General features: G+C 74.6%; 24 protein-coding genes. 8 read left to right on the top strand and 16 right to left on the bottom strand.

Annotated elements, in window-relative coordinates:
* Nucleotides 1–107: 107 nt before the first annotated feature.
* From IQ279_RS12905 to sigE, 3 genes are all read right to left on the bottom strand, one after another.
* A complete protein-coding gene (locus IQ279_RS12905; RefSeq protein WP_206348638.1) occupies nucleotides 108–1628 on the bottom strand; it encodes a S1C family serine protease in 1521 nt (506 codons plus the stop codon).
* A gap of 254 nt (nucleotides 1629–1882) precedes the next feature.
* Nucleotides 1883–2830, bottom strand: a complete 948-nt coding sequence (locus tag IQ279_RS12900; RefSeq protein ID WP_206348637.1) for a zf-HC2 domain-containing protein — start codon at nucleotides 2828–2830, stop codon at nucleotides 1883–1885.
* Nucleotides 2827–3597: an RNA polymerase sigma factor SigE gene (gene sigE / locus IQ279_RS12895; protein ID WP_206348635.1), complete on the bottom strand. Its 771-nt coding sequence runs from the start codon at nucleotides 3595–3597 to the stop codon at nucleotides 2827–2829. The genes IQ279_RS12900 and sigE overlap by 4 nt, the downstream gene beginning before the upstream one ends.
* Before the next feature lie 153 nt (nucleotides 3598–3750).
* Here sigE and IQ279_RS12890 point away from each other — a divergent pair, with 153 nt between their 5' ends.
* On the top strand, nucleotides 3751–4449 hold the full coding sequence (locus IQ279_RS12890; protein ID WP_206348626.1) for an O-methyltransferase: 699 nt from the start codon (nucleotides 3751–3753) through the stop codon (nucleotides 4447–4449).
* Nucleotides 4450–4616: 167 nt separating this feature from the next.
* On the opposite strand, the gene IQ279_RS12885 is transcribed toward IQ279_RS12890, so the two are convergent.
* A complete protein-coding gene (locus IQ279_RS12885) occupies nucleotides 4617–4784 on the bottom strand; it encodes a DUF3117 domain-containing protein (RefSeq protein WP_014137929.1) in 168 nt (55 codons plus the stop codon).
* A 289-nt stretch (nucleotides 4785–5073) separates the two neighbouring features.
* On the opposite strand from IQ279_RS12885, the gene IQ279_RS12880 reads away from it, so the two are divergent.
* Nucleotides 5074–5862 carry an enoyl-CoA hydratase/isomerase family protein gene (locus tag IQ279_RS12880; protein ID WP_206348624.1) on the top strand — a complete coding sequence of 263 codons (789 nt, stop codon included), beginning with the start codon at nucleotides 5074–5076 and terminating at the stop codon, nucleotides 5860–5862.
* Nucleotides 5863–5915: 53 nt separating this feature from the next.
* Here IQ279_RS12880 and IQ279_RS12875 read toward each other — a convergent pair whose 3' ends face one another.
* Together IQ279_RS12875 and IQ279_RS12870 are read right to left on the bottom strand one after the other, a co-directional pair.
* Nucleotides 5916–6515, bottom strand: a complete 600-nt coding sequence (locus IQ279_RS12875; protein WP_206348622.1) for a DNA-3-methyladenine glycosylase I — start codon at nucleotides 6513–6515, stop codon at nucleotides 5916–5918.
* Entirely contained in the window at nucleotides 6512–6970 is a 459-nt protein-coding gene (locus tag IQ279_RS12870; RefSeq protein ID WP_206348620.1) for a DivIVA domain-containing protein, read from the bottom strand. Before IQ279_RS12870 ends, IQ279_RS12875 begins: the two co-directional genes overlap by 4 nt.
* Nucleotides 6971–7099: 129 nt before the next feature.
* On the opposite strand from IQ279_RS12870, the gene folP reads away from it, so the two are divergent.
* Complete coding sequence (folP, locus tag IQ279_RS12865) at nucleotides 7100–7960, top strand: dihydropteroate synthase (RefSeq protein WP_206348618.1); 861 nt, start codon at nucleotides 7100–7102, stop codon at nucleotides 7958–7960.
* A gap of 56 nt (nucleotides 7961–8016) precedes the next feature.
* Here folP and IQ279_RS12860 read toward each other — a convergent pair whose 3' ends face one another.
* Both IQ279_RS12860 and dapE read right to left on the bottom strand, forming a co-directional pair.
* The gene (locus IQ279_RS12860; RefSeq protein ID WP_206348609.1) at nucleotides 8017–8817 is read right to left on the bottom strand and encodes an LOG family protein; all 801 of its coding nucleotides are present in this window, start codon (nucleotides 8815–8817) and stop codon (nucleotides 8017–8019) included.
* Between the two features lie 157 nt (nucleotides 8818–8974).
* Nucleotides 8975–10105, bottom strand: coding sequence for a succinyl-diaminopimelate desuccinylase (gene dapE / locus IQ279_RS12855; protein ID WP_206348607.1), 1131 nt, complete (start codon nucleotides 10103–10105; stop codon nucleotides 8975–8977).
* 83 nt (nucleotides 10106–10188) lie between these two features.
* Between dapE and IQ279_RS12850 the strand changes: the two genes are divergently transcribed.
* Together IQ279_RS12850 and IQ279_RS12845 are read left to right on the top strand one after the other, a co-directional pair.
* Complete coding sequence (locus IQ279_RS12850; RefSeq protein ID WP_206348605.1) at nucleotides 10189–11118, top strand: VldE C-terminal domain-containing protein; 930 nt, start codon at nucleotides 10189–10191, stop codon at nucleotides 11116–11118.
* Nucleotides 11119–11563: 445 nt separating this feature from the next.
* Nucleotides 11564–12076: an ATP-binding protein gene (locus tag IQ279_RS12845; RefSeq protein ID WP_206348603.1), complete on the top strand. Its 513-nt coding sequence runs from the start codon at nucleotides 11564–11566 to the stop codon at nucleotides 12074–12076.
* Nucleotides 12077–12187: 111 nt separating this feature from the next.
* On the opposite strand, the gene dapC is transcribed toward IQ279_RS12845, so the two are convergent.
* Nucleotides 12188–13300: a succinyldiaminopimelate transaminase gene (gene dapC, locus IQ279_RS12840; RefSeq protein WP_206348600.1), complete on the bottom strand. Its 1113-nt coding sequence runs from the start codon at nucleotides 13298–13300 to the stop codon at nucleotides 12188–12190.
* A gap of 90 nt (nucleotides 13301–13390) precedes the next feature.
* On the bottom strand, nucleotides 13391–13717 hold the full coding sequence (gene fdxA / locus IQ279_RS12835) for a ferredoxin (RefSeq protein WP_093661226.1): 327 nt from the start codon (nucleotides 13715–13717) through the stop codon (nucleotides 13391–13393).
* Between the two features lie 144 nt (nucleotides 13718–13861).
* Between fdxA and IQ279_RS12830 the strand changes: the two genes are divergently transcribed.
* Nucleotides 13862–14869, top strand: coding sequence for a GNAT family N-acetyltransferase (locus tag IQ279_RS12830; protein WP_206348725.1), 1008 nt, complete (start codon nucleotides 13862–13864; stop codon nucleotides 14867–14869).
* Between the two features lie 19 nt (nucleotides 14870–14888).
* Entirely contained in the window at nucleotides 14889–15758 is an 870-nt protein-coding gene (locus IQ279_RS12825) for a transglutaminase family protein (protein WP_206348598.1), read from the top strand.
* Nucleotides 15759–16076: 318 nt separating this feature from the next.
* Here the strand turns inward: IQ279_RS12825 and IQ279_RS12820 are convergent, their stop codons facing one another.
* The 4 genes from IQ279_RS12820 to IQ279_RS12805 form a co-directional block, all read right to left on the bottom strand.
* On the bottom strand, nucleotides 16077–18113 hold the full coding sequence (locus tag IQ279_RS12820; RefSeq protein WP_206348596.1) for a peptidoglycan binding domain-containing protein: 2037 nt from the start codon (nucleotides 18111–18113) through the stop codon (nucleotides 16077–16079).
* A gap of 230 nt (nucleotides 18114–18343) precedes the next feature.
* Complete coding sequence (locus IQ279_RS12815) at nucleotides 18344–18736, bottom strand: DUF6113 family protein (protein WP_307792331.1); 393 nt, start codon at nucleotides 18734–18736, stop codon at nucleotides 18344–18346.
* Nucleotides 18733–19668 (bottom strand): N-acetyl-1-D-myo-inositol-2-amino-2-deoxy-alpha-D-glucopyranoside deacetylase, encoded by a 936-nt coding sequence (gene mshB / locus IQ279_RS12810; RefSeq protein WP_206348587.1) that lies wholly within the window; start codon nucleotides 19666–19668, stop codon nucleotides 18733–18735. Before mshB ends, IQ279_RS12815 begins: the two co-directional genes overlap by 4 nt.
* 24 nt (nucleotides 19669–19692) lie before the next feature.
* Nucleotides 19693–19887, bottom strand: coding sequence for a hypothetical protein (locus IQ279_RS12805; protein WP_093661216.1), 195 nt, complete (start codon nucleotides 19885–19887; stop codon nucleotides 19693–19695).
* A gap of 321 nt (nucleotides 19888–20208) precedes the next feature.
* Between IQ279_RS12805 and IQ279_RS12800 the strand changes: the two genes are divergently transcribed.
* Nucleotides 20209–22428 (top strand): S9 family peptidase, encoded by a 2220-nt coding sequence (locus tag IQ279_RS12800; RefSeq protein WP_241028015.1) that lies wholly within the window; start codon nucleotides 20209–20211, stop codon nucleotides 22426–22428.
* 103 nt (nucleotides 22429–22531) lie between these two features.
* Here the strand turns inward: IQ279_RS12800 and IQ279_RS12795 are convergent, their stop codons facing one another.
* Together IQ279_RS12795 and IQ279_RS12790 are read right to left on the bottom strand one after the other, a co-directional pair.
* Nucleotides 22532–23683: an ABC transporter ATP-binding protein gene (locus IQ279_RS12795; RefSeq protein WP_206348575.1), complete on the bottom strand. Its 1152-nt coding sequence runs from the start codon at nucleotides 23681–23683 to the stop codon at nucleotides 22532–22534.
* 12 nt (nucleotides 23684–23695) lie between these two features.
* Nucleotides 23696–24760, bottom strand: coding sequence for an ABC transporter ATP-binding protein (locus IQ279_RS12790; protein ID WP_206348565.1), 1065 nt, complete (start codon nucleotides 24758–24760; stop codon nucleotides 23696–23698).
* Nucleotides 24761–24763: the final 3 nt, after the last annotated feature.

Here is a 24763-nt window from a genome sequence, read left to right as displayed (position 1 = left end):
ATGTGCGTCCACGACCCGTACGGCCACAGTCACGGTACCCGGCGCGGGGGCGGGTTGGGAGTCGGCGGGGCGAACAACGGCCGTCGTGGCGGCAGGCGTGACGGGTCTCACGGGCCGGCCGCCGAACCGAGGACCACCTCCACCGAGCGCCGGCCGCCACCGCGCTCGACCGTGAGCTCCAGCCGGTCGCCGGGGCGCCGGGCGCGGATCCTGGCGATCAGCTCCTCGCCGCTGCGCACCCGGGCGCCGTCCACCTCGGTGATCACGTCGCCCTCCTCGATGCCGGCCGTGTCGGCCGGTCCTCCCGGCACGACCGCCGTGCCCTCGCGCCCGGCGGGCAGGCCGACCCGGGCGCCTTCCGCGGGGTGTCCCATGTCGACCGTGACACCGATCACGGGATGGGTGGCGCGGCCGGTGTTGATCAGTTCCTCGGCCACCCGCCTGGCCTGGTTGACGGGAATGGCGAAACCCAGGCCGATGCTGCCGCCGGTGTCCGCCCGGGGCAGGTCGCCGCCCGCGGAGCGGATCGCGCTGTTGACGCCGATCACCCGGCCCCCGGCGTCCATCAGCGGGCCGCCGGAGTTGCCGGGGTTGATCGGGGCGTCGGTCTGCAGCGCCTCCACGTGGCTGAGGTCGCCGCCCCCGCCGCCGTCCCCCTCGCCGCCCGCGGTGACGGGGCGCTCGGTGGCGCTGACGATCCCGGTGGTGACCGTGCCCGCCAGACCGTACGGCGCGCCGATCGCCACGACCGGGTCGCCCACCCGCACGGAGTCGGAGTTGCCCAGCGGCAGCGGGCTGAGGCCGCTGACCCCCTCCACCCTCAGCACGGCGAGGTCATAGCCGCTGTCGGTGCCCACGATCTCGGCCGTGGCGCTCTCCCCGCCGTGGAAGACCACCCTGATGCCGCCGTTTCCACCCCCGCCCCCGGCGGGCTCCACAACATGGTGGTTGGTGAGGAGGTGGCCGCGGCCGTCCAGGACGAAACCTGTGCCGGTGCCCGACTCCCCGGCGCCGCGCACCTGGACGGTCACCACGCCCGGCAGGGCCCGCTCCGCGATGCCGGCCACGCTGTCCGGGGCCCGGCCGGTGTCCTGTACCGGTGCCTGGGAGAGCCGGACGGTGCCGACGTCGCCCCGGCGCTGCGCGTACGCACCGATGCCGCCGCCCACCGTTCCGGCGACCAGCGCCAGCAGGACGGCCCCGGCGACAGCCGTACCCGGTCGGCCGCGGCGCGGCGCGGAGGCCTCCCGGTGCGGCGGGGGCGCGGGGCGCGGGGCGGCCCGGTGCGGGGCGGCAGCGGACGGCGGCGCCCATGGGTCGTAGCGCGCGAAGGCGTCCTCCGGCGCGGCGGGGCCGGTGGCGCGTTCCGGGGCGGGCACGGCGGCCTGCGCCTGGGGCGGCAGCAGGGTGCCACGGGCCGGTGTGGCCGTGGGCCGCTGGACGGGCGGGGCCGGGGCCCAGGGGCCGGGGCCGCCGTAGGGCGGGGTGCCGTACGGATCCTCTCCGTGCAGCGGGACCGGTGCGCCCCGGGGCGTACGGGCGCCTCCCGCCACCGGGCGCGGGGCCGATACCCCGCGTGGGCGGCTCCACCACGTCGGCCGCTGCCCGGCGGCCTTCCCCTCGTCCATGTTCTCCCCAGCATCGGCCCGCGTCGCGCTCCGTGCGGACTCGCACCACCTGCCCACGATTCAACCAGTTCCGCCCCCGTCGGCGAAGCCGGACCGGCCGGTCCCCACGGGGTTTCCCCCGCGGGGACCCCTGGTTGCCCTGCCGTCCCGGCGGTACCGCCGGGACGGCAGGGCAACCAGGGGTCGCGGTGGCATGCAGGGGTACGTACGGGCCGCGCGTACGGACGGCCCGTACAGCGCGGCCCCGGAGACGGTCAGCGGCCCGGCGGGAGCGTGGGCGCCGGAGTGGCGCCCACCGGGGCGGTGGGCGTGGCCGAGGGGGCCGCGGACATGGGGGTCGCCGCGATGAGCGGCTGCCTGGCGGGCTCGGACCGCTCCGGCGGTCCCTCGCCCGGCGGCGCCCCGTACTGGGTGGGGTGTATCAGCGGCGGGTGCAGGGTGGGCAGCGCGTCGATCACCGGCACCACCGTCAAATCGTGTGGCCGGGGAACGTAGGCGGCCTCCAGCGGTGACACCGACAGTACGGGCGGCCGCGTCGTCGCCACGGCCGGTCCGCTCGGTGTACCGATCGGCCCCTTCCCCGCTCGCTGTCCCGGTCTGCCGCCGCTCCGCTCGCCACCGCGCTCCGTACCGACGGCCGCCGTGCGCGGCGAGCGGGCGCTCGTACCGCCGTCCCCGCCCGCGGAGACCGTGGAACCGCCGGTGGCCGCCGAGGTGAGCGCGCCGCCGATGGCGAAGGCCGCCAGCGAGACCGCGCCCGCCGCCGCGAAGGCGAAGCGGCGGCCGCGTGAGGAGGAACGGTCCGTCTCATGGACCCGGTGGATGCGGAATCCGCGGTCGGGTGTGAGCACGCTGCCGGCAGGCAGGTACTCGAAGTCCCAGGGGGACGAGGACGCGGAGGGGCCCGTCGGCCCGCCCCGGCCCCGTCCGGGGTCGTCGTCCAGTCCTCCGGGCAGCCCCTGGAGCCTGGCCAGCAGCCGCTCCGAGGGCGGCGGGGGCGCGGCGTCCGCGAAGACGCTCTTCAGCCTGCGCTGCGCGTCGGCCTCCGCCTTGCAGGTGTGGCAGGTCGCCAGGTGCGCCAGGACGCGCTCGCGCGTCTCGTGGCCCAGTTCGCCGTCCACCAGAGCCGCCAGCCGGTCGCCCAGGTGCTGCTCGGCCGGGGTCGGCTCCGGGTCGGGTACGCCGTCGTGTGTGCCGCTCACGCGGTGCCGCCCTCCCCTCCCACGGCGCCGGGGAGGGCCCCGGCCAGAGCGCGCTGCCCGGCGCGTGCCCGGGGGGACCGGTGCTTGAGGGCCTTGCGCAGATGGGAGCGGCCGCGGTGGATGCGGCTGCGGACCGTGCCGAGCTTCACGCCGAGCGTCGCGGCGATCTCCTCGTAGGACAGCCCCTCGATGTCGCAGAGCACCACCGCCGCCCGGAACTCCGGGGCGAGGGTGTCCAGCGCCTGCTGGACGTCGGCGTCGAAGTGGGTGTCGTTGAAGTGCTGCTGCGGCGAGGGCTCGCGGCTGGGCAGCCGCTCGGCCGCGTCGTCGCCGAGGGCGTCGAAGCGGATGCGCTGCTTGCGCCGCACCATGTCCAGGAAGAGGTTCGTGGTGATGCGGTGCAGCCAGCCCTCGAAGGTGCCGGGGGTGTAGGTGGACAGCGAGCGGAAGACCCGGACGAAGACCTCCTGGGTCAGGTCCTCGGCGTCGTGCTGGTTCCCGGTGAGGCGGTAGGCGAGGCGGTAGACCCGTGCGCTGTGGGTGCTGACGATCTCCTCCCAGGTGGGAGGCGTCCACGCCGGAGCGTCCGCGTCGGTTGCGAAGGTCGCGGTGGTCACGGAGTCGGCGGCGTGGTGGTGGTCAGCGGTGTCGTTCACGGATTTCGGCTCGCCGGAGGACCTGAGGAAGCGCTTGAGCACTCTCCGGTCGCCGGCCGCAGCCGCACCTCCCCTGTCGGCTCTGGTGGTGTCCAGTGGAGTCCCTACCATAGCCACCTCGCCCGTTAGCTCCGGATAAGCTTCTTTGATCCTCTTACGGCCGAGTGCCAGCTGCGTTCTCCCCCGCCACTCGCCGTACGGCTTCCACACAACCAACGCGCGGTCCCATCTGCGGGTTCCCGGCGCCAGCGGATACAGTCACGGTTGCGGGCACCACGGGGACAGGAGAGGGCGATTACCGGCAACCGGCAGACGAGCTGGGCGTTCGCCGACGCGTACGGCGCGGAGAACGTCCAGCACGCCGAGCGCTCCGAGCACTCGGCGGCGCTGCGCTGGGCCCGCGACCGGGCCCGGGAGGCGGGCCTGCGCGCGGTGTCGGACGGCACGGGCGCCGCGCTGCGGCTGCTGGCCGCGGCCGTGGACGCCAAGGCGGTCGCCGAGATCGGCACCGGCACCGGGGTGTCGGGCATCCATCTGCTGCACGGCATGCGGTCCGACGGCGTGCTGACGACCGTGGACACCGAGCCGGAGTGCCAGCAGATCGCCCGCCAGGCGTTCCGCGCCGCGGGCTTCGCGGCCAACCGCGCCCGCTTCATCCCCGGCCGCGCCCTGGACGTCCTGCCCCGGCTCGCCGACGGCGGTTACGACCTGGTCTTCTGCGACGGTGACCGGACGGAGTGCCTGGAGTACCTGGGCGAATCGTTGCGCCTGCTGCGCCCGGGCGGACTGGTCTGCTTCGAGGGCGTCTTCGCCGACGGCCGCACCGTCGACTCCTCGTCCCAGCCCGCGGAGGTCCTCAGGCTGCGCGAGCTGCTGCGCACCGTCCGGGACAGCACCTCGCTGCTGCCCTCGCTGCTGCCGGTGGGCGACGGCCTGCTGTGCGCGGTCAAGCGCCACCACTGACCACACCACCGACCGCGGCCGCCGGCCGTGGGGCACCGCCGACCGCCGGACCGGTCGGCCGACGACGGGCCGGCCGGCAGCACACCGCCGCCCCCGGGGGCCGTGCTCTCCCGGGGGCGGCGGTGGTGGTGCGAAGGCGGTGTGCGCCGGAGGTCTTCGATCGCTCCTCAGCCGCAGGCCTTCTTCAGAGCTTCGCCGAGTGCATCCGCCTCGTCAGGGGTGAGCTCGACGACGAGTCGTCCACCGCCTTCGAGCGGAACGCGCATGATGATGCCCCGCCCCTCCTTGGTCACCTCGAGCGGGCCATCGCCCGTCCGCGGCTTCATGGCCGCCATGCTCGTTCCCCTTCCTGAAACCAGCTGATCTCAGCCGGGCAACCCAGGTGTCGCCGGCGTCGAACACATTGCTTCTTGGCCATTATCCCGCATCGCACGACCTCATGACCAACATCGGTCCGTATCCCTTGCACAACACCCTCGCGCAAAACCACCCAATTCGGGGATCAGGCTGCAATACTGCGCCCTTTCTCCCCCGGAAAGGCACCGCGGCCGTTTGACGCAGGTCACACGCGGCTCGCATGCGGGCCCGTATCGGCCCCCGCCGTTCCTTGCCATGCTGGCCCCCATGTCAGACAACGTCGTCTACGAAGTTTCCGGAGGGCTGGCGACCGTCACCCTCAACCGCCCCGACGCCATGAACGCGCTCGACACCGCGCTCAAGGAGGCGCTGCGGGACGCCCTGCGGGAGGCGGCCGGCGACCCGGCGGTGCGCGCGGTGCTGCTGACCGGCAGCGGGCGGGCGTTCTGCGTCGGGCAGGACCTCAAGGAGCACGTCGAGGAGCTGCGGCGCAGCGGCGGCGCCGCGCTGGACACCGTGCGCGAGCACTACAACCCGATCACCCTGGCGATCGCCTCCATGCCCAAGCCGGTGGTGGCGGGCGTCAACGGCGTCGCGGCCGGCGCCGGGGCGGGGTTCGCCTTCGCCGCCGACTACCGGGTGGTCGCCGACACCGCCGCCTTCAACACCTCCTTCACCGGGGTGGCGCTCACCGCCGACTCCGGGGTGTCCTGGACCCTGCCGCGTCTGGTCGGCCCGGGCCGCGCCGCCGAACTGCTGCTCTTCCCACGCAGCGTGAAGGCGCCGGAGGCCCTGGAGCTGGGCATCGCCAACCGGGTCGTCCCGGCCGACCGGCTGGCGGCCGAGGCCGAGGAGGTGGCACGGCGGCTCGCCGAGGGACCGACGGTCGCGTACGCCGCTCTCAAGGAGTCCCTCGCCCACGGCTCCTCGCACTCACTGGCCGAGACGCTGGAGAAGGAGGCCGAACTCCAGGCCCGGGCCGGCGCCTCGGAGGACCACAGGGCCGCGGTGGAGGCGTTCGTCGCCAAGGAGAAGCCCGTCTACCGCGGAAGTTGACCCCCCGCCGGCAAGCGCCCGGCGTCCGGGGACGCCGGGCGCGGGGCGCCGGTTCAGCCGGCGGGGCGCGGGGCGCGGGCGCAGCAGTCCGCCAGGTGGTCGTCGACCAGGCCGCACGCCTGCATCAGGGCGTAGGCCGTGGTGGGACCGGTGAAGCGGAAGCCGCGCCTCTTCAACTCCTTGGACAGCGCCGTGGACTCCGGTGTGATCGCGGGCACCTCGGCGAGCGTGCGCGGCACGGGACGGCCGGCCGGGTCGGGGGCGTGGGACCACACCAGGGCGTCCAGTTCGCCCGGCTCCCACCGGGCCGCGACCCTGGCGTTGGCGATGGTCGCGTCGATCTTGGCGCGGTTGCGGATGATGCCCGGATCGGCGAGCAGCCGTTCCCGGTCGGCGTCGGTGAACTCTGCCACCTCCGCGATCCGGAAACCCGCGAAGGCCGCCCGGAAGCCCTCCCGCCTGCGCAGGATGGTCAGCCAGGACAGCCCGGACTGGAACGCCTCCAGGGACAGCCGCTCGAACAGCGCGTCGTCGCCGCGCACCGGGCGGCCCCACTCGGTGTCGTGGTAGGCGGTGTAGTCCTCGGTGGACAGGCCCCACGGGCAGCGCAGCCGCCCGTCCGGGCCGGGGAGCGCCCCGCCCCCGGCGGTCACCGCGACTCCCCCGGCCCGCCGGGCTCTTCGCCAAGATCTCCGCCTGGCACAGTGCCGGACTCCCCACCGGACGCGGTGCCGGGGCGGTCCCCGGGGCCGCCGCCGGGTCCGCCGAACATGCCGGGCCCGCCGAGCGCAGTCGCCTGCGTACCCGCCAGCGACGCCTCCAGTTCGGCGATCCGGGCGTCGCGTTCGGCCAGTTCGGCGCCGAGCCGGTCCAGCACGTCGTCCACCTCCTCCATCCGGTAGCCCCGTACGGCCTGCGGCAGCCGCAGCGACTCCAGGTCGGAGCGGTTCAGGGGGCGGTCGGGCGGCAGCCAGGCCTCGGTCCGGTCCGGCAGTGCGTCGGCGAGTCCGCCCGTCGCGGTGCGGCCCGGCCCGTCGCCGCCCCCCACAACGGCCAGCGCGACCGCGGCGACCACCACGACCAACGCGATCAGCAGAAACCAGAACACGCCATCTCCCCGGGTCCGACACGCCAAACGGCAGGTACAGGTCTGCTGTGATCGTGCCACGGCGGGAGAGCTAGGGTCGGCTGCGGGGCACTGTGCGGTGCCGGGGAGCGCGGGAGGAGAGGACAGCTGATGCTGCGGCTGGGACGGCGCGAGTTCGGCGAGCACGAGACGGTGGTCATGGCCATCGTGAACCGGACGCCGGACTCCTTCTACGACAGGGGCGCCACCTTCCGCGACGGACCGGCCCTGGACCGGGTCGAGCAGGCGGTCGCGGAGGGCGCCGCCATCATCGACATAGGGGGTGTGAAGGCCGGCCCCGGCGAGGAGGTCTCCGCCGAGGAGGAGGTGCGGCGCACCGCGGGCTTCGTCGCCGAGGTGCGGCGGCGCTGGCCGGACGTGGTGATCAGCGTGGACACCTGGCGGCACGAGGTGGGCGAGGCGGTCTGCGAGGCGGGCGCGGACCTGCTCAACGACGCCTGGGGCGGCGTGGACCCGAAGCTGGCCGAGGTGGCGGCGCGGTACGGCGCCGGGCTGGTGTGCACCCACACCGGCGGCGCCGCGCCGCGCACCCGCCCGCACCGGGTGGCGTACGACGACGTCATGGCCGACGTGCTGCGCCGCACGGTCGCGCTCGCCGAACGCGCGGTCGCGGCCGGGGTGCGGCGGGACGCGGTGCTGATCGACCCCGGCCACGACTTCGGCAAGAACACCCGCCACTCGCTGGAGGTCACCCGGCGGCTGGAGGAGATGGTGGCCACCGGGTGGCCGGTGCTGGTGTCGCTGTCCAACAAGGACTTCGTCGGGGAGACCCTGGACCGGCCCGTCAAGGAGCGGCTGACCGGGACCCTGGCCACGACCGCGGTCTCCGCCTGGCTGGGCGCGCGGGTCTACCGCGTCCACGAGGTGGCCGAGACCCGTCAGGTACTCGACATGGTGGCCTCCATCGCGGGTCTGCGCCCGCCGGCCGTGGCCCGCCGCGGCCTGGCCTGAGCCCTTCTCCGGCGCACCCGGTCCGGCCCCGGTCCGGCCGGGATGCGCCGGACCGGTCAGTCCGGGTCCTCCGGCCGGAACCCGTCCCCCGGCGCGCCCTTGCCGGAGGTCTCCTTGGTGACCAGGGCGATCGCCTCGTCCACGTCGTCGGTGAGGTGGAAGAGCTCCATGTCGTGCGCGCCGATCTTCCCGCTGGGCACGACGGTGGCGCGCAGCCAGTCCACCAGCCCCTGCCAGTAGTCCGTGCCGAACAGCACGATCGGGAAGCGGGTGACCTTCCGCGTCTGGACCAGGGTGATCGCCTCGAACAGCTCGTCCATCGTGCCCATGCCGCCCGGCAGGACGACGAAACCGCTGGCGTACTTCACGAACATCGTCTTGCGCACGAAGAAGTAGCGGAAGTTGACGCCGATGTCGACATAACGGTTCATCCCCTGCTCGAAGGGAAGTTCGATACCCAGGCCGACCGAGGTGCCTCCCGCCTCCCTGGCGCCCTTGTTGGCCGCCTCCATCGCGCCCGGGCCGCCGCCGGTGATCACCGCGAACCCGGCCTCCACCAGCGCCCGTCCGATCCGCACCCCGGCCTCGTACTCGGGCGACCCCTCGGGCGTGCGCGCCGACCCGAAGACGCTGATGGCGGGGCCGATCTCGGTCAGGGTGCCGAAGCCCTCGACGAACTCCGACTGGATGCGCATGACCCGCCACGGGTCCTGGTGCAGCCAGTCCGAGGGGCCGGCGGTGTCCAGCAGACGCTGGTCGGTGGTGCTGTGCTGCACCTGGCCGTGGCGGCGCAGCACCGGCCCGAGACGCTGCTCCCGCGGTGCGTCCTCCTGCTCGAACTCCTCCGCACTGGCCATGCCGTAACTCCCTTGTCGACGCCGACGTACAGGCCGCCAGGGTACGCAGGTGAGGACCACGCGGAGCGGAACTTCCCCGGACGCACCGGCGGCCACCGGATGTCGCGGGGCCCGCACCGGCGGCGCGGGCCCCGCGGATCAGCCGATACCCAGCGGGTCAGGCGGTAAGCCAGGCGCGCAGCCGCTCCTCGCAGTGGCCGATCAGAGCCGTTTCGACCCTCTCGTCGCGTTTGTGTGCCAGATTCGGGTCCCCGGGGCCGTAGTTGACGGCGGGCACACCCAGCGCGCTGAACCGGGAGACATCCGTCCAGCCGTACTTCGGCCGCACCTCGCCGCCGACCGCCTCGACGAAGGCCGCCGCGGCGGGGTGTGTCAGGCCGGGCCGCGCCGGACCGGAGCTGTCCTCCACCTCGAACTCCGCCACACCGCAGCCGGCGAACACCTCCCGCACGTGGGCGAGCGCCTCCTGTTCGGTGAGGTCGGGCGCATAGCGGTAGTTGACGGTCACGGTGCACTCGTCGGGGATGACGTTGCCCGCGACGCCACCGGTGATCCCCACGGCGTTGAGGCCCTCGCGGAACTCCAGCCCGTCGACCACCGGCCGCCTGGGCTCGTACGCGGCCAGCCGGGCCAGGACCGGCGCGGCGGCGTGGACGGCGTTGACGCCCTTCCAGCTCCGCGCCGAGTGGGCGCGCTGCCCGGTCATCCGCAGCCCGACCCGCAGCGTGCCCTGGCAGCCGCCCTCGACCTGCCCCTGTGATGGCTCCAGCAGTACCGCGAAGTCCCCGGCCAGCCAGTCGGGGTGGGCGCTCGCCAGGTGGCCGAGGCCGTTGAGGTGGGCCGCGACCTCCTCGTTGTCGTAGAAGACGAAGGTCAGGTCGCGGTTGGGCTCGGGCACGGTGGCGGCGATCCTGAGCTGGACGGCGACCCCGGCCTTCATGTCGGAGGTGCCGCAGCCCCACAGCACGCCGTCCTCCAGCCGCGAGGGCACGTTGCCCGCGATCGGCACGGTGTCGATGTGTCCGGCCAGGACGACCCGCTCGGCCCGGCCGAGCGCGGTCCGGGCGACCACGTTGTTGCCGTACCGGTCCACGCGCAGGTGCGGCAGGGCGCGCAGCGCGGCCTCGATCGCGTCCGCGAGCGGTTTCTCGTCTCCGCTGACGGAGGGGATGTCGACCAGGCGCGCGGCCAGCGACGCCCCGTCCAGGGTCGGGTCCAGGGTCGGGTCCAGGGTCGGATCCGGGCTCTCCCCGGGGGCGGTTCCCGGGATTTCGGGGGCACTCTCCATGCGGCCGACCCTACCTGGCGTCCGTCCGTGGGATCCGCGTCACGTCCGGGTCCCGGACACGGCGGGGCCGGTACCTTTGTCGCGTGTCCGAGCGAGCTTCAACTCCACGCCGCGGCAGGCTGCCGCGCCTGGCCGCCGCGTGCGTCGTACTGCTCGGACTCGCCGGGTACCTCCTCGTGCGCCACGATCCCGGCGGGTCCGGACCGGCACGCTGCACCGTGACCGCGGCCGGCGGCGAGCCGTACGTCATCGAACCGCAGCAGGCCGCCAACGCCTCGACCATCCAGGCCGTCGCCTCCGCCCGCGGCCTGCCCGAGCGGGCCGTCACCATCGCCCTGGCGACGGCCATGCAGGAGTCGGCGCTGCGCAACATCGACTACGGCGACCGCGACTCCGTGGGCCTCTTCCAGCAGCGGCCCTCCCAGGGCTGGGGAACGGCGGAGCAGATCATGGACCCGGTGTACTCGGCCGGGAAGTTCTACGAGCATCTGGCGGAGATCCCGGGCTACTCCCGGCTGCCCCTGACCGTCGCCGCCCAGCGGGTGCAGCGCAGCGGCTTCCCCGACGCCTACGCCAAGCACGAGCCGAGGGCGGCGCTCCTGGCCGCCGCGCTGACCGGCCGCCGGGCCGCCGCCCTGAACTGCGTGCCCGCGAAGGTCACCCCGAAGGAGACGGCCGCCGGCGACCCGGTGCGGGTGCGCGAGCGGCTGATCCGCGAGTTCGGCGCGGACGTCCTGCCGGATGCCCCCGGCATCGACGGCGGCGGCGCCGGGCGCAGCGCGCCCGGCCCGGTCGTCTCCGTCCCCGTCCACACCCCGGCGCGCACCGGCGGGGCGGACGCCGACCGCCGCGGCTGGGAACTGGCGCACTGGGCCGTGGCCCACTCCCAGGAGCTGGGGATCGAGCGCGTCTCCTACGGGAAGCGGGTCTGGGAGGCCGGACGGGCCGCCGAGGGCTGGCGCACGGCCGGGGACGAGGCGGGTGCCGAGGTCGTCATAGCCACCTCGCGCTGACCGCCGGCCTGCGCGCCGCCTCCGCCCCGGTTCCGTGCGGCGACGCGGCGCCGGGGCGGGGGGCTGAGAGGTGTCCGCCGCGTCACCGCACGGCGTCTCCCCCCGTCACCCGAACGGGGGTCGTGCGCCATGGCCGCCAGGCCCTCCGAGGCCGTCGGCGCGGCCCCTGGCCCGGCTCCGCCAAATCGCGGAAAACCCATGGCCGCGCCGGGGTCCGGCGCCCTTCGGGAGCCCCCGAGGGCGGCCCCGCCCCCCGCCTCCCCCGCCACCGGGGCCACCGGGGCATTGCCAATCCTTTACCCGGACGGCCGCAACCTCCGGGCCTCCCGGCCCGATAGGCACAGCGTCCGGGGGGCGCCGCCCCGGCCGGATGCGCAACGACGCCCTCCGGGCCCGACGGCCCGCGGGAAACCTCAGCAAGCCTCTTCTCCGTCGAAGGAGCAACATGTCCCTCCCCCTCTCGCGCCGGATCGCACGGACCGCGCTGCTGGTCGCAGCGGGTGCCGCCTCCGCAGTCGGTGCGGCCGGTTCCGCGAACGCCGCCGAACTCCTGCCGCCCGCCAAGAACCTGGGCGGAGTGAGCAACCTGGACGGCGCGAACCTGGGCGACACCATCGACGACACCTCGCGCAAGACGAGCACCCAGGTGGCCGACACCGGCAGCAAGGCCGTGAAGAAGACCGTGCCGACCGCGGGCCGGACCGTCGGAGCCGCGGGCAGGACCGCCGTCCCGGCCGTGCAGAGGACCGCCGACGACACGGTGGCGACCGCCGGCTCCCTCCTCGGCGAGGCCGCCGGGCCCGCCACCGGCGGCAAGGGCAAGGCGGGCAAGGCCGTGAAGTCCGCCAAGGGCAAGGTGCCCGCCGTCGGCAAGCAGGTGAAGGCCGACTCCCTGACCGACGGTCTGCCGGCGGTCGGCAAGCTGCCGCCGGTCGGCAAGAACCTGCCGCTGCTCTGACACCGCTTCCGGTGTCGGCCGACACCGGTGGGCGCCGGTGGGCGCCGACAACGCGGACGGGCGGGCCCGGGGATCGTGCGATCCCCGGGCCCGCCCGTTTCCCCGCGCACCTCACGCGGTCAGGCGCCGCACCGCCTCCCCGACGCGCTCGTCGGTGGCCGTGAAGGCGACCCGTACGAACCGCTCGCCCGCGGGGCCGTAGAAGTCGCCGGGCGCGACCAGCACACCGCGCCGGGCCAGCTCCCCGACCGTGTCCCAGCAGGGCTCGTCGCGCGTCGCCCACAGGTACAGCGAGGCCTCGCTGTGCTCGATCCGGAAACCGCTCGCCTCGAGCGCCGTGCGCAGCGCCGCGCGCCGTGCCGCGTAGCGCTCGCGCTGCTCGGCCACGTGCGCGTCGTCGCCGAGCGCCGCCACCGTGGCGGCCTGCACCGGGGCGGGCACCATCATCCCGCCGTGCTTGCGCACCCGCAGCAGCTCCTCCAGGACCGCCTCGTCCCCGACCAGGAACGCCGCCCGGTAGCCGGCCAGGTTGGAGCGCTTGGACAGCGAGTGGACGGCGACGATGCCCTCGTGGCTGCCGCCGCAGACGTCCGGGTGGAGGACGGAGACCGGTTCGGCCTCCCAGCCCAGCTCCAGGTAGCACTCGTCGCTGAAGACCAGCACCCCGTGCTCGCGCGCCCAGGCGACGGTGGCCCTCAGTTCCTCCCCGGGCAGCACCCGGCCGGTCGGGTTGGAGGGGGAGTTCAGCCACAGCAGCCGCAGGCCCTCGGGGTCCAGTTCGCGCGGCGACTCGTCGTAGACGACCGGCTCGGCGCCCGCCAGCCGCGCCCCCACCTCGTACGTCGGGTACGCCAGCCGCGGGTACGCCACCTTGTCCCCGGTGGCCGGCCCGCCCCCGATGCCGAGCTGGATCGGCAGCCAGGCCACCAGTTCCTTGGAGCCGACGACCGGCAGGACGTGGGTGTGCGCCAGACCCCGCGCGCCCAGCCGCCGCTCGCTCCAGCCCACGATCGCGTCCCGCAGCTCCTCCGTGCCCCAGACCGTCGGGTAGCCGGGGCTGTCGGCGGCCCCGGCCAGCGCCCGGCGGACCACCTCGGGCACCGGGTCGACGGGGGTGCCCACGGAGAGGTCCACGATGCCGTCGGGGTGTTCGGCCGCGGTCTTCTTGTACGGCTCCAGCCGGTCCCACGGGAAGACCGGCAGGCGGGAGGACAGGGGTGGCACTTGGCTTCGCTCTCTTTCCTGGAAAAGCCCCGGTCCCGCACGGCGGCGGGGCCGTACGGGACCGGGGTCAGTGCTGCGGGTGGCGCGGGGTCACTCGTCGTGACTCTGCGGCGGGAGCGCGGCGACGAAGGGGTGGTCGCGCTCGATCAGGCCGAGCTTGCTGGCGCCGCCGGGCGAGCCCAGCTCGTCGAAGAACTCGACGTTGGCCTTGTAGTAGTCCTTCCACTCCTCCGGGACGTCGTCCTCGTAGAAGATCGCCTCGACCGGGCAGACCGGCTCACAGGCCCCGCAGTCGACGCATTCGTCCGGGTGGATGTACAAGGACCGCTGGCCCTCGTAGATGCAGTCGACGGGGCACTCCTCGATGCATGCCTTGTCCTTCAGGTCCACACAAGGCTGCGCGATGACGTAGGTCACGCTGTCGTTCCTCCTCGGTAGGGCGCGGGCAGCCGGTCCGGTTGTGGCTGAGCCGCATGGCGCGCGGGAGCGCGGCGTCGTCGATGCCCGCCCCTAGTATCTCCGTTCCCGGGCAGGAGACGAACAGGAGGGGTGACAACGACCGTGGAGTTCACCGTGGGCGGACGACTCGAGCTTCGCATCAGCGCCGACGACGTGGGGAAACGTGTCTCCGTGCGCAGTCTGACCGGATCCGCGGACGCCGGTGCCGCCTTCACCGACACGGTCGGTGTTCTCACATCCTGGAAGGACGGTGTGCTCTCCATCACACGGCGTGGCGGACAGAGCGTGGCGATCGAGGAGTCGGCCCTGGTGGCGGGGAAGACCGTGCCCGCCGAGCCCGCCCGCCGCCGCGGCCCGGCGGCGGGGGTGCGGGAGCTGGCGGAGGCGGCAGCGCGGGGCTGGCCCGCGGTGGAGACCGCCCGCCTGGGCGGATGGCTGCTGCGCGCCTCCGGCGGCTTCACCGGCCGCGCCAACTCCGTCCTCCCCCTGGGCGACCCCGGCACGGACCTGGACTCCGCCCTGGCCGAGGTCGTGCGCTGGTACGGCGGGCGCGGGCTGCCCGCGCTGGTCCAGATCGCGACGGGCGCGGCCGGGGCCGACGAACTGCTGGCCGACGGGCTGGAGCGGCGCGGCTGGGCGGCCGAGCGGTTCGCGGTCCTCTGCACCGGGGCGCTCGCGCCGCTGGCCGACCGCGAGCCGGACGACCGGGTCCGGCTGTCGCGGCGGCCGGACGCCGCCTGGCTGTCCGCCTACGGCCGCGGGACCCCGGACACGGCCGGCGACGCGCTGAAGGTACTGGCCGGCGGCCCGTCGGTGTGGTTCGCCACCGTGCCGGGCGATGCCCCCTCCGGCGCCCCGGCGGCCATCGGGCGGTGCGTGGTGGACGGCCGGTGGGCTGGGTTCGCCGCCGTCGAGACCGCCCCCGGGCGCCGGCGCGAAGGGCTGGCCACGGCGGTGATGGCCGAGCTGGCCCGCGCCGCGCTGGCGGAGGGGGCCTCGGCCGCCTACCTCCAGGTCGAGCCGGAGAACACCGCCGCACGGGCGATGTACGCCAGGATGGGCTTCGCCGACCACCACTCCTACCACTACCGCCGGGCGCCGCGCGGCTGAGCCGGGCAGGGAGGGCCTGATGGACAGTCCGGACACCGCGGGAACCGACTCGGCGCGGGACCGCTTCGCACGGGCCGCGCGGGCCGAACGGCCCGACCTGGCGCTGCTGTGCCTGCTGATCGGCGCCGAGGCCGACCCCGGCATACGCACGGAGGGCGGCAAGGGCGTGGACGGCCTCGTCGACGCCGCCCAGATCGAACTGGACCGGCTGACGGGCCTGCTGCCGTACGCCCCCTCGCGCACCCCCGCGCAGTGGGCGCACGCCCTGGCCGAACTGCTCGGCGGGCGCCATGGCTTCCGGGGCGTGCCCGCCGACTACCGCCGGCTGGATTCCTCGCTGCTGAACGAGGTGCTCAGGCGGCGGCGCGGGCTGCCGATCCTGCTGTCGGTGGTGTGGATGGAGGTCGCGCGCCGGGCGGGCGCGCCGGTGTACGGGGTCGCCCTGCCCGGGCACTTCGTGGTCGGCTTCGGCGATCCCCGCGGCGAGCACGTCCTCGCCGACCCCTTCGCGGGCGGTCTGCCGCTGACCGGGCAGGACGTCGAACTGCTGGTGGCGAGCACGGCGGGAACGCCGCTGTCGGAGGCGATGCTCCAGCCGGCCGGCCCGGTGGAGATCGTGCTGCGGGTGCTGAACAACATCCGCGCGTGGGCGGCTGCCCGCCCCGAGCACACCGACGTCCAGCTGTGGGCGGTGGAACTGTCCCTGCTGCTGCCACATCACCCGGCCCGGCTGCGCTACGAGCGGGCGCGGCTGCTGGTGGAGCGGGGCGACTTCACCGGCGGCGCGCGGGAGCTGGAGGAGTACGCCGACATGGTCGCCGCCATGGAGCCCAACGCCGCGGTCACCGTGCGCCGCGAGGCGCGGGCGGCCCGCTCCCGGCTCAACTAGTGCCGTGTCGGGCAGGGTCTGCCCGGTGGCGGGGCTCCCCTCCCCGGCATCCCGGCATCCGGCCGGGAGCCCCCCGGGTGCCGGGGCCTCCCCGGGCCCGCAGGGCCGAGGAGCCGAGGGGACGCGATGGCCGGACGGCCGGAAGCCGCGTGTACTCGTCCCGCCCGGGCTTTGGGCCAACGCGGCACGGGTGCGCCCCCGGCAGGGGGCGGTGAGCGGGGTGAACCCCGACCCACGCGGCACCAGCCGCGCCGGCCGGGGCGGGCCCCGGCCGGCGCGGCTTCGGTGACGGCCGGAGGCCGGGGTCCGCCCCGCCCGCTACCGCGGGTCGAGTTCGATGACGCCGACCCGCTTGGCCGGATCCGTCTCGCGGAGCGCCTCGCGCAGCGCGCCGACGACGTCCTGGGGGGTGACCGGCGTCTTGGACCCGTTGCCTCGGGTGATCAGGACGCCGTCGAAGGTGCTGCCGTACAGCTCCTCGAGCACCTTGAGGTCGTAGGTGTCCACGAGCTTGCCGTTCACCGGCTTCATGGACAGGAACTTCGGCAGCGACCCCGTGGGGCTGAACGGGATCGACCTGTCGCCCGCCCTCACCGTGACCAGTCCGGACATCGCCGGCTCGCCGAACTCCCGGATCGCCCGGTCGATCTCCTTCCGGTCGACCGAGGGCTGCTGGAGGGCGACCGGCAGTTCGACGGCCTCACCCCTGCCGGTGGCGACCTGCGTCCGGTAGGCGTCCTCCAGCATGTCCGCGCCCTTGCCGGCGTCGACCTGCTTGTACGGCTTGCCGGGGACGCCGACGGCCTTGCCGCCGGTGAACTTCACCGTCCCGTCCTGCGGCGCGCCGCCGCCGGACGATCCGGTCAGGTCCTTCAGCGCCGCCGTGAGCTTCTCCTCGTCGACCTTGAAGACCGGCTCGGCCTGCCGGGCGCCGCCGAGGAGCGTCCCGATCACGGAGACGGGGTTGTAGTCCCGGCCCGAGGCGCCCCGCACGGTGTTCTCGGTGTCCAGCGACAGGCCCGCGACGCTCGGCTTGAGCGTCTTCTGCTCGCCCTCCACCTCCAGGACCAGTGGCATGCGGGCCCGCTCTCCGAGAACGGCGTCGAGCTTGTTCATCGCCTCGTCCTTGCCCGTGCCGCCGATGTCGACACCGAGCACGGTGGTGCCGTTGGGAACGTCGGCGTGGTCCAGCAGCAGGCCGGCGCCGTACGCGATGCCGAGCACGCCGAAGGCGGCGACGCCGAGCAGGACCAGCTTGGAGCGGCCCCGCTTGGCGGGGGCGGGTGCGGGGGCGGGCGGCCGGGCGCCGTGGTCGTCCGCCGGGGGGGCGGGCCGGCCGTCGTCGTCGGCCGCGGGCACCCGCGGGATGCCGCTGACGAGGGTGTCACCGGAGACCCTGCCGTGGGAGGGGCCGGGACCCTGCCCGTCGAACGGATCCTGGCCTTCGAAGGTGTCCTGCCCCTCGAAGGGGCTGGGGACCGCCTCCGGATCCGCCGGGAAACCGGGTCCGCCGGCGGGGCCGCCGAGGTCCGGTGCCGGTCCGCCGGTGCGCGGCGGCTCGGGCGCGGTGACGGGGCTCGGGGCCGGGGACACGGTGGGCCGCGGCCCGGTGTCGCCCGGGCCGGGCGGCGGCACGGCGCCGCCCTGCTGCCGGAACCCCGGCGGCGGCAGCGGCATCCCGCCGGTGGCCGGCCCGGTGGTCGGCCCGCTGGGGCCCTCGCCCCGGGCCGGCGGCGCGGCGGGGAAGCCGTGCGGCGGGGTGCCCTCCGGGCCGGACGGCGGCGCGCCGCCCGGGCGGACGGCACCGATCGGGCCGGTGGCGTCCACCCGGTCGGCCGGGAAGCCGTGGGACGGGGTGTCGGTGCGCTGCCGCGGCGGTCCCGCGGGGGCCTCGGCCCCCGGGGCGGGCGCGCCGCCGGACGGAGGCTTGCGCGGGGAGAACCACGAACTGGTCGGCTTTCCGCCCCCGTTGGCCGAGGGGCTCCCGGAAGCGGTCGAATCCGGCTTGCCCGGCGCCCCGTTCGGTCCCGGGGCGCCCGCCGTGGACGGTGCCGCGCCGTTCGCGGTACCCGACGGACCGCCCGGCCCCGCCGTGTTCCCGTCGGCGCCGGACGTCTCACCGCCGTTGTCGCCCCCGGCCTCGCCGACGGGCTTGCGCACGACGACGGGCGGGATGGGGCGGGAACCCGGGATGTTGATCCGGATGCGGGTGGTCAGCGTGGTCTCGGTCTTCGGCTCGCCCGGCTGCGCGGTGGGCTCGCCCGCCGGTGCGGCGTACGGCTCGCCCCCCGGCGGGTGGGCGGTACCGCCCCGCGCCTGGGGCCCGGAGGACGGACTGTCAGTTTCACGGCTCAATGCAGGATCTCCCGGTTGGATTCGCCGCCCGTCATGGTTCCGATCGGCTCGCACGAGCGGCTCGCCGGCGCGCACCACCTTACTGGGGGCCGACCGCCCCGGGTCCCGGGAGTGCCGAATCACCGCACCGGCGGACCTTGTGTGCGAATGCCGCGCCGGCACATCGCCGCGCGGATTCTCGGCCACTCGGGGGCCGGTTGTCGACCGGAGACCGACCGCCTCCGGTCGTTTCACCGTCCCTTCACGAGATCCGCCGGGCCCGTGGTTCCCGTCGGCGGAAGCTGCCCGGAGGGGGTGATCGTGGCGCACACCACAGCGGCGAACATCCCGCCCAGCAGGAAGAAGTAGGTGCCTCCCCCGGTGCCGAACACGAAGTCGCCCTCGGGACGCGACGTGGTCAGCGGCAGCACCACCAGCGTCCAGCCGGCCCCCGGAGCCGCCGCTCCGACCCTCGTGCCCGTCAGCCGCGCGCCGCCGTAGAACAGCGCCACGGAACCGCCGAGCGCCAGCAGCGGGCCCAGCGGGAACCAGCCGGCCTGGACGAGGGCGCCCGCGACGGCCACCGCGCCGCCCAGCACGGCCAGTACGGCGTATACGGCGATACGCGCCCCGCGCGCCCTCACCTCGCTTCCTCCGCGCCCCCGGCCGTCCCCACCAGCCCCTCGAAGAGGTCGCGCAGCGGCCTGCCGGGGCCCCCCGTGCCGTCGGCCAGCCGGAAGTGCTCGGTGTGCAGCAGCGGCTGACCGAGCCTGTTGGACAGGGCGAAGGACTCCGGTGACCCGGACGGGGAGTCGGCCACCATGATCTGGGTGGCGTGGGCGCGCATCGCCGCGGCCTTGGCGGCGGCCTCCGCCTCGCCTCCCTCGACGACGGCGTCCACCTCCGCGTCCTCCACCACACCGGGGACGTCCCCGGCCGAGGCGAGTTCCGGGAAGGGGGTGCCGCCCGGGGCGCGCAGACGGGCGAAGCCCTCCTCGACCGCCGAGCGCGCCGCGCAGTTCCAGTAGACGCGCCCGACCCGGTGAGGCTTCCCCTCCCGCTCCGTGCGGTACGCGGGATCGGCCGCCAGCTCCACCGCGCGCATCGCGACCCGGTGGGCCTGGATGTGGTCGGGGTGGCCGTATCCGCCGTTCGGGTCGTAGGTGATCAGCACCTGGGGGCGCACCTGGCGGATCTCCTCGACGAGGTGTGATGCGGCCTCGTCGACGTCCGCCCGCCAGAAGCAGTCGGGGCGCTCGTTGGCCGGGGTGCCGAACATCCCCGAGTCCCGGTAGCGGCCGGGGCCGCCCAGGAAGCGGTGGTCGGCCACACCCAGCTCCCGCATGGCATGCCGCAGCTCGCCGATCCGGTGCGGCCCCAGTCCGTCCTCACGGTCGGCCGCGAGGTGCGCCAGGGCCGGCGGGATGACCTCGCCCTCCTCCCCCAGCGTGCAGGTCACCAGGGTGACCAGCGCACCCTCGGCGGCGTATCGGGCCATGGTGACGCCGTTGGTGATCGACTCGTCGTCGGGGTGCGCGTGGACCAGCATCAGGCGGCGCGCGGGAAGCTCGGTCATGAGGGCGAGCCTACGCCGCCGGTGTCAGAACTTGATGCTGCCGATCATGCCGGCGACGTTCGATGTCAGTTCGCTGATGGTGGGAGCGATCGACGAGCTGGCCATGTAGAAGCCCAGGAGCATGCAGACCAGTGCGTGTCCGGTCTTCAGCCCTGATTTCTTGATCAGCAGGAAGACGATGATCGCCAGCAGCACCACCGCCGAAATCGAGAGTGCCACGGCGGTTCACCTCCAAGAGCGCGCAGTCGACACGGAATCAGGATGCCTGTACGACAGGGCAGTTCTGAAGCTACATACCCCGCCGCGAACCATGCGCAACGGATCATAACTTTCCGTGAGTCGGCACGGATCGGTGCACGGGTGCAGAAGAGGGGCGCACACCCGTGTGACCTTGGACACGTCCCCTTCCCCCGACCGGCCGCAGGCCCTTCCGGGGCTCCGGGACGGCCCCCCGGAAGACGCGTGGGGGACGCCCGGGGACCGGTGACGGGCGCACCGCGGGAGCACGGCCGCGCGACGCCGTACGCTCGCCCCATGGTCATGTCGTTTCCACGCCAGTACGCCAGAACGCAGCGCTTCACCCTGGGGGCGCCGCGCGCCTTCACCGTGGCCCCGGACGGCTCCCGGATCGTCTTCCTCCGCTCCCGCGGCGGCACCGACCGGGCGAACCTGCTGTGGGTGCGGGAACTCGGCGGCCCCGGCGAGCCCGGCTTGGGCGGGGACGGGGGCCGGGAGCGCGCGGTGGCCGATCCGGCGGAGCTGCTCGGCGGCGCGGACGAGGAGCTCTCGCCCGAGGAGCGCGCCCGGCGCGAGCGGAGCCGCGAGGGGTCGGCCGGGGTGGTCGGCTACGCGACCGACTCCGCGGTGGAGACCGCGGCCTTCGCCCTGTCCGGGCGGCTGTTCACCGCCGACCTGCGCACGGCCGCCGTACGCGAGCTGTCCACCCCCACCCCGGTGGTGGACCCCCGCCCCTGTCCGGGCGGCCGGCGCGTCGCCTATGTGGCGGACGGCGCCCTGCGCGTGGCGGACCTCGGCGGCGGGGGCGACCGGGCAGTGGCCGGACCGGAGGAGACCCGCGGCGGCGGCCGTACGACCTGGGGCCTGGCGGAGTTCGCCGCGGCCGAGGAGATGGACCGCTCCCGGGGTTTCTGGTGGTCTCCGGACGGCACCCGGATGCTGGCCGCCCGGGTTGACGACTCACCCGTGCGCCGCTGGTGGATCGCCGACCCGGCCGATCCCGAGAGCGAGCCGGCCGAGGTGGCCTACCCTGCCGCCGGCACGGACAACGCCGAGGTGACGCTCCATCTGCTCGACGTCGGGGACGGGGAGGCGGCCGGGGAGGCGGGCCGCACCGAGGTGGTCTGGGACCGCGTCCGCTACCCCTACCTCGCGCGCGTCCACTGGTCGGCCGCCGGGCCGCCCCTGCTGCTCGTCCAGTCGCGCGACCAGCGCAGCCACCTCTACCTGACCGTCGACACCGCCACCGGCCGCACCGCGCCGCTGCACGCCGACGAGGACCCGGCGTGGCTGGAGCTCTTCCCCGGCGTGCCCGTCTGGACGCCCGACGGGCGCCTGGTGCGGATCGCCGACGAGGGCGGGGCGCGCGTCCTGGTGGTCGGTGACCGGCCGCTGACCTCGGCCGCCCTGCACGTACGCGCGGTACTGGACGTCGGCGACGAGGACGTGCTGTTCTCCGCCTCGGCCGGGCCGGAGGCGCCGGAGGACTCCCCCGTGGGCGAGATCGCCGTCTACCGGGCCTGGTTCCGCGGCAGCGGCGACCAGGGCGGCTGGGAGCGGGTGAGTCACGAGGACGGCGCGCACATCGCCTCCGCCGTCCGCGGCGGGGACACCGTGGTGCTGTCCACCGCGGTCCTGGACCGGCCCGGCGCCCGCGCCGAGGCGCTGCGCCTGCCGGAGACCGGCAAGGGCGCCCCGACGCCGCTGGCCGTCATCGCCTCCCACGCCGAGACGCCCGTGCTGACCGCCCGCCCCCGGCTGCTGCGCGCGGGCGCCCGGCGGATTCCGGCCGCCGTACTGCTGCCCACCGGGTACCGCGACGGCGACGGGGCGCTGCCGGTCCTGATGGACCCCTACGGCGGCCCGCACGGCCAGCGCGTGGTGGCCGCGCACAACCCTCACCTGACCTCGCAGTGGTTCGCCGACCAGGGGTTCGCCGTGGTGGTCGCGGACGGCCGCGGCACCCCCGGCAACTCCCCCGCCTGGGAGAAGGCGGTCGCGGGCGATCTGGCGGGCACCACCCTGGACGACCAGGTCGAGGCCCTGCGCACACTGGCCGAGAACCACCCCCTGGACCTGGGCCGGGTCGGCATCCGCGGCTGGTCCTACGGCGGCTACCTGGCCGCGCTGGCCGTGCTGCGCCGCCCCGACGTCTTCCACGCGGCGGTGGCCGGCGCTCCCGTCACCGACTGGCGGCTGTACGACACCCACTACACCGAGCGCTACCTCGGTCCGCCCCAGGAGCGGCCGGAGGTGTACGCGGCCAACTCCCTGGTCACCGACGAGGGGCTGTCGGAGCCGGCCGGCCCGCACCGGCCGCTGATGATCGTCCACGGTCTGGCCGACGACAACGTGGTGGCCGCCCACACCCTGCGGCTGTCCTCGGCGCTGCTGGCCGCGGGCCGCATGCACGAGGTACTGCCGCTGTCCGGGGTGACGCACATGACCCCGCAGGAGCAGGTGGCCGAGAACCTGCTGCTGCTCCAGGTGGCCTTCCTCAAGAGGTCGCTGGGCGTGGCGTGACCGCACCGGGCCGCACCGGACCGCACAGCCGCACGACACGGACGCCGCCGCGCCCCCCGGGAGGGGGCGCGGCGGCGTCCGTGCGGGTTCAGGGGCCCTGCGCTCAGGACTCCTTGCCGGAGTCGGCGGCCCCGGCGGTCCCGGTGTCCCTGTGCTCCATGGCGGCCAGGCCCGGGTCGAGGACGACCTCCCTGCCGCCCTCGATGGTCCCGGCCTCCGGGAAGTGGCACGCCGTCAGGTGACCGGGGGTGTTGCCCTCGATCTGCACCAGTGGCGGCGCCTCCGTCGCGCACTTGTCCTGCGCCTTCCAGCAGCGGGTACGGAAGCGGCAGCCGGACGGCGGCGAGATGGGCGAGGGCACGTCGCCGGCGAGGCGGATGCGCTCGCGCCCCCCGGTCTCGTCCTCGTCGCGCAGCACCGCCTCGGGGACGGCGGACAGCAGCGCGTGGGTGTAGGGGTGCCTCGGGCGGGTGTAGATCGACTCGCGGTCCCCGACCTCCACGATCTTGCCGAGGTACATCACCGCGACACGCTGCGAGAAGTGCCGTACGACCGCCAGGTCGTGCGCGATGAAGACGAAGGCGATGCCCATGTCCCGCTGCACCTGCTGGAGCAGGTTGACGACCTGCGCCTGGATGGAGACGTCCAGCGCGGAGACCGGCTCGTCGGCCACGATCAGCTTCGGCTCCAGCGCGAGCGCGCGGGCCACTCCGATGCGCTGGCGCTGACCGCCGGAGAACTCGTGCGGGAAGCGGTTGTAGTGCTCGGGGTTGAGCCCGACGATCTCCAGCAGCTCGCGGACCCGCTTCTCGCGTCCTCCGGGCGGGTTGATGCCGTTGATCTCCATCGGCCCGCCGATGATCTTGCCGACCGTCTGGCGCGGGTTCAGCGAGGAGTACGGGTCCTGGAAGATCATCTGGATCTCGGACCGGATGGGCGCCAGCTGCTTGCGCTTGGCGTGGGTGATGTCCCGGCCACGGTAGTTGATCGTGCCGCCGGTCGGCTCCAGCAGCCGGGTCAGCAGCCGGCCGGTGGTGGACTTGCCGCAGCCGGACTCGCCGACGAGGCCGAAGCTCTCGCCCGCGAGCACGGTCATGTCGACCCCGTCCACGGCCTGGACCGCGCCGACGGTCCGCTTGATCGGGAAGCCGCCCTTGATCGGGAAGTGCTTGGTCAGCCCCTTGACCTCCAGCAGGGGCTCGCCTGTGCCCACGGCCGGCTCCGCCGGCCTGGTCAGGGTGAGTTCGTCGCTCATGTCTCTTGCTCCCTAGCCCAGCCGGGGCTTGATCTGCTCGATGAAGTACGTCCGCTTCTGCTCCGGCGTCAGGTGGCAGGCGGCTCCGCGGCCCTCGGGCAGCAGGGGCCTGTCACCGGTGCAGGAGACACCGCCGGGGACCTTGTCCCTGAACTCGCAGCGCGGGTGGAAGGGGCAGCCCGACGGCGGGTTGAGCAGGCTGGGCGGAGTGCCCTCGATCGGCCGGAGCTTCTGGTTCACATCCCCGCCGAGCCTGGGCATCGAGCTGAGCAGACCCCAGGTGTAGGGGTGCTGGGGGGCCCGCAGCACCTCGCCGGTGGTGCCCCGCTCCACGGCCCGGCCGCCGTACATCACCATGATGTCGTCGGCCACGTCGGCGATCACGCCGAGGTCGTGGGTGATGAAGATGATCGCCGACCCGAACTCCTGCTGGAGATCCTTGAGCAGGTCGAGGATCTGGGCCTGGACGGTGACGTCCAGGGCGGTGGTCGGCTCGTCCGCGATCAGCAGATCGGGGTCGCACACCAGCGCCATGGCGATCATCGCGCGCTGCCGCATACCGCCCGAGAACTGGTGCGGGTAGTCGTCGACGCGGGTCTTGGGGTGGGGGATGCCCACCTTCTCCAGCATCTCGATGGCGCGTTCGCGCGCCTCGCGCTTGGAGGCGCCCGTGTGCTTGCGGAAGGGCTCCCCGATCTGGCGGCCGATGGTGTAGTACGGCGACAGCGCGGTCAGCGGATCCTGGAAGATCATCGCCATCTTGTTGCCGCGCAGCCCCTCCATCGTCTTCTCGGGGGCGCCGGTCAGCTCCTGGCCGTCCAGGACGATCTCGCCGGTGATCTCCGTGGACCGCGGGTTGTGCAGGCCCAGGATGGCGAGGTTGGTGACCGACTTCCCGGAGCCGGACTCGCCCACGATGCCGAGCGTCTTGCCGCGCTCGACGTCGAAGGAGAGGTCGTTCACGGCCTTGACGATGCCGTCCTCGGTGGAGAACCGGACGTTGAGGTCGCGAACCGAGAGGAAGGAACCCGCCCCGGTCGGGGACGGCGCGCCCTCGGTCTTGGTGAGTGTGGTCACGGT

The organism is Streptomyces verrucosisporus, from assembly GCF_017114865.1.
Classification (GTDB): Bacteria; Actinomycetota; Actinomycetes; order Streptomycetales; family Streptomycetaceae; genus Streptomyces; species Streptomyces fenghuangensis.
This window is presented reverse-complemented; position numbering and strand designations above follow the sequence as displayed.